This is a genomic window from uncultured Proteiniphilum sp. (assembly GCF_937873925.1).
In the GTDB taxonomy this organism is placed as follows: domain Bacteria; phylum Bacteroidota; class Bacteroidia; order Bacteroidales; family Dysgonomonadaceae; genus Proteiniphilum.
Genome location: NZ_CALNAT010000214.1, coordinates 1 through 3493, shown reverse-complemented (window position 1 = coordinate 3493; position 3493 = coordinate 1). Strand labels below are relative to the sequence as shown.

Below are 3493 nucleotides of genomic sequence, written 5' to 3'. Positions count from 1 at the left end.
ACCCCTGGCATCCGGTAGCCTTCTTTGGAGCGCTTGATTCCATCGCCGACAAGCATGGCCTTGCCGTTCACACGGACAGGGGTGGCATATTTCCTGACAATCTGATCCCATGTTTTGCGCAGCTTTTCCAGCTTCCAAGCGTTGGAGCAGTATGGTCATAATCAGGAAAAGTATTCTCCACAGCTGAGGAGACCAACTTTTTGGAAGGGGAAAAGCCAGCTAAATTTCTGTTCCGGTTAAGATCCAAATTCAATTGTACAACTATTTATTTCAATATGCTGGTCATTGCATTTAGCAACTCTCCCGTTCTATCTCCTCCGTGCTCCCAGTAAAATATGCCGGCAAGATTATGCTGCTTAATATATTTGCATTTGCACTGCAGCGACTGAGGATCATCATAAGATATAAAGGTATTCCCGTTAAATAGATACGGAGCTTTCGCTTCGTCGTCCCAAAATCTCTCATAACCGTTCCGGTTAATATAGTCAGCTTTCAAATCACTATAGACAGGTCCATATTTGCCTGAACCTTCCGTCGGCTGAAGAAAGCCGTGGTTGCGATCCGGAACGCCGGTCCACATGCGGGAATACATGGCCCCACCGATGGCAATTTTGGAAGCTGGTACACCGGAACCGAGGAAAAGCCGGACGGCAGCATCGGCACTGGTTCGGTAGAGATCTCCCGTCGATGTGTAAAGGTTGGTATGATGTCCCGTCAGAGTATGAAATCCGCAGCGAAAATCATATGTCATCAGAAAGACAAAATCTAGGTAACGTGAAACCTTTTCCATCTGCGTATTTTCAACATAGTACTGACCAGCTCCGGCTGCAATGGTCAGGAGAAGTTTCCATTCACCTCGGCGTTCAAATTCCTTTCGAATTGCCTCACAGAGAAGAGTAAAATTTTCTTTATCCCGAGGAGAAGCCTCAATGAAATTTTCGGGACAGCAAGGATATTCCCAATCGAGGTCAACACCGTCAATGTCAAAACGTCTTACTGTTTCCCAGCAGGAAACGGCAAATCTCCTTCTTGTTTCTTCTTCCGCACTGACTCGGGAAAAAGAATCGGGCTTGGCACCGACCAACGACAGCAAAATATGGAGTGAAGGGTTCCATTTTTTCAGTAGGGCAATTTTTTCAAGTCCTGCAAGATGTTCTGTTCGAATTAATACACCGTCTATTTTTCCAAAAGCAATCATCAAGTGGGTCAGTTTACGGGCATCGTTCTTTGTGATGGTCAGTCCCGTCTTATCCAGCAGGTACCCTGCCAATACACGCATCACCGAACTTTTCTCCTTTCCTCCGAACCGAAGAGATTTTTCCATGCTGTGCCTAGCAGCGTTTTTGTCTGATCACAGCCGTGTTCCCAATAAAAAACGCCACCGTAGTCCTTGCTACGCGCGTAAGCGCACTTTAAGGCAACGGATTTCTCATCATCATAGGAAATAAAGGTGCTTCCATTAAAAAGGTAGGGTGCCTTGCAGACATCATCCCAGTAGCGGATATACCCATTTTTGTTGACATATTTTTTGCAAAGCTCATCATAGTGCGGACCATATTCCCCACGCGTTTTTGCTATCTGCAGATATCCATTGTATCGGTTTGGAACATTTTTCCATATTCTGGAGTAAAACGCCATACCAAGGACAATTTTTTCCCTCGGAACGCCTGCTTTTTTAAACATCTGCGCAGAAGAAGCAACGCTATCTGTAAAGATATCACCTATCGGTTGGAACAGGTTGGTGTGGTGGCCGGTCAGAACTTGGAACGGTCCCCGCATATCGTAGGTCATCAAATAAATGCAGTCCAGATATTTCTCAGCCTGATCCATTCTGGTGCTGTCGATAAAATATTGACCAGCCCCAACGGCGCTGGTCAATAAAAGACGGCGTCCTGATCCCGAAATATCCATTGCTTGTCGAATTGACGCAAGAAGAAGTGTGTAATTGTCACGGTCAGCAGGATCTGCTACAAACCCATTTTCACCACAGCACGGATATTCCCAGTCAATGTCAATACCATCAAGGCGGTACCGGACGGCTATATCGGTTAGAGTTTGAGCAATTCTTTCCCGTCCATCTTCCGTTCGGCACGGCGTGGAGTATTCGCCCCCAAAGCAGATGGAACAACGTAGAGTAGGGTTCCATCTTCTCAGTTTATCAATGCGGCCAACTCCTTCTTTCGAAATCAGATGTGGCATTCCGTCCTTGATACTACCGGAAGCAATGTTCAAACGGTTTAATTTGCAAGCATCATCCTTCGTGACTTCTTTTACGTTTTTGTCCAGGCAGTAAGCCGCCAATATCTTTTCCTTCACAGAAAATTTCTCCTTCCTCATAGCGGATATCTCTTCATATAGTTCATCAGTTCCCCTATTGTCGTAAAGGCGAGCCCGGTCACCGTGTCGGCGCACCCATAATAGATGGCGATGCGCCCCGTCGCGGAGTCTGTAAGGGCAGCGCAGGGAAATGTCACGTTTGGCACGTCTCCCGCCCGCTCGTACTCTTCTCTGGGGCCGAGGATATAAAAGCGGGAGCGGAGCCTGACCTTCCAAGGTTCGTCCGCGTCCAGAAGAGCGCAGCCCATCCGGTAGACAAAGCCGTTGCAGGTTGTGATGACCCCGTGGTAAATCAGGAGCCATCCCTCGTCCGTTTCGATCGGCACAGGCCCGGGGCCGATTTTTGTCGACTGCCAGGCGGATCGGTCCCCGTGCACCGCGCCCATCACGAAGCGGTGCTTTCCCCAGAAGGTAAGATCCGGGCTGACGCTGTAGAAAATGTCCCCGAACGGCGTGTGGCCCGTGTCACTCGGCCGGCTGAGCATGGCGTAATACCCATGGATCTTCTTTGGAAACAGGACGCCGTTCCGGTTATAGGGAAGAAAGGCGTTCTCCATCTGGTTAAAAGTCTTGAAATCGAAAGTATAACCGAGTCCGATGGTCGGCCCATGATAGCCGTTGCACCAAGTGATATAATACCGATCGCCGAGGAAACATACGCGCGGATCATACCGGTACTCGCGCCGGGTGACTTCCGGATCCCCCTCGAAGCGAACGGGATCCGGACGAATGTCCCAGTGGATTCCGTCCCTGCTGAAACCCGGGTAAAGATCCATGCTCACGGCCCTGCTGTCGCATCGAAACAGCCCGGCGAAACCGTCTCCGAAAGGCACCACGGCGGAGTTAAAGACACTATTGGAAGTCGGAGTGGCGTCGCATCGGATAATCGGATTGCCGCCATATCTCCAGACTGGTGCCGTACTTCCCTCCGGCTTGGGCTGCCACGGAAGATTTTTTATTTTAGTACCTTTTATCTTATTCAATAAAAATTGCATCTCCTGCCGTAATAATTAATAAACTATATTATGTATCTAATCTAACTTGAACAGGCGATTTCGTGCTATCCTTAGTGTGTTAGCAAAACAAAGGAAAGGAGGCAATTCGCTGGAGGAAACAAATATCGTTTCCCCCATTTCCCTGCAACTGTCCAGATCGA

General features: G+C 48.6%; 3 protein-coding genes. All 3 read right to left on the bottom strand.

Going from position 1 to position 3493, the window contains the following annotated elements; translation table 11 throughout:
* Positions 1-265: 265 nt before the first annotated feature.
* Genes Q0502_RS14390 through Q0502_RS14380 form a run of 3 tightly spaced genes read right to left on the bottom strand, consistent with a single transcriptional unit; the run spans position 266 to position 3332 of the window.
* Positions 266-1324: a glycoside hydrolase family 18 protein gene (locus Q0502_RS14390; protein ID WP_298652083.1), complete on the bottom strand. Its 1059-nt coding sequence runs from the start codon at positions 1322-1324 to the stop codon at positions 266-268.
* The gene (locus tag Q0502_RS14385) at positions 1279-2337 is read right to left on the bottom strand and encodes a glycosyl hydrolase family 18 protein (protein WP_298652080.1); all 1059 of its coding nucleotides are present in this window, start codon (positions 2335-2337) and stop codon (positions 1279-1281) included. Before Q0502_RS14385 ends, Q0502_RS14390 begins: the two co-directional genes overlap by 46 nt.
* Positions 2334-3332: a glycoside hydrolase family 130 protein gene (locus tag Q0502_RS14380; RefSeq protein ID WP_298652077.1), complete on the bottom strand. Its 999-nt coding sequence runs from the start codon at positions 3330-3332 to the stop codon at positions 2334-2336. The genes Q0502_RS14385 and Q0502_RS14380 overlap by 4 nt, the downstream gene beginning before the upstream one ends.
* Positions 3333-3493 lie beyond the last annotated feature (161 nt).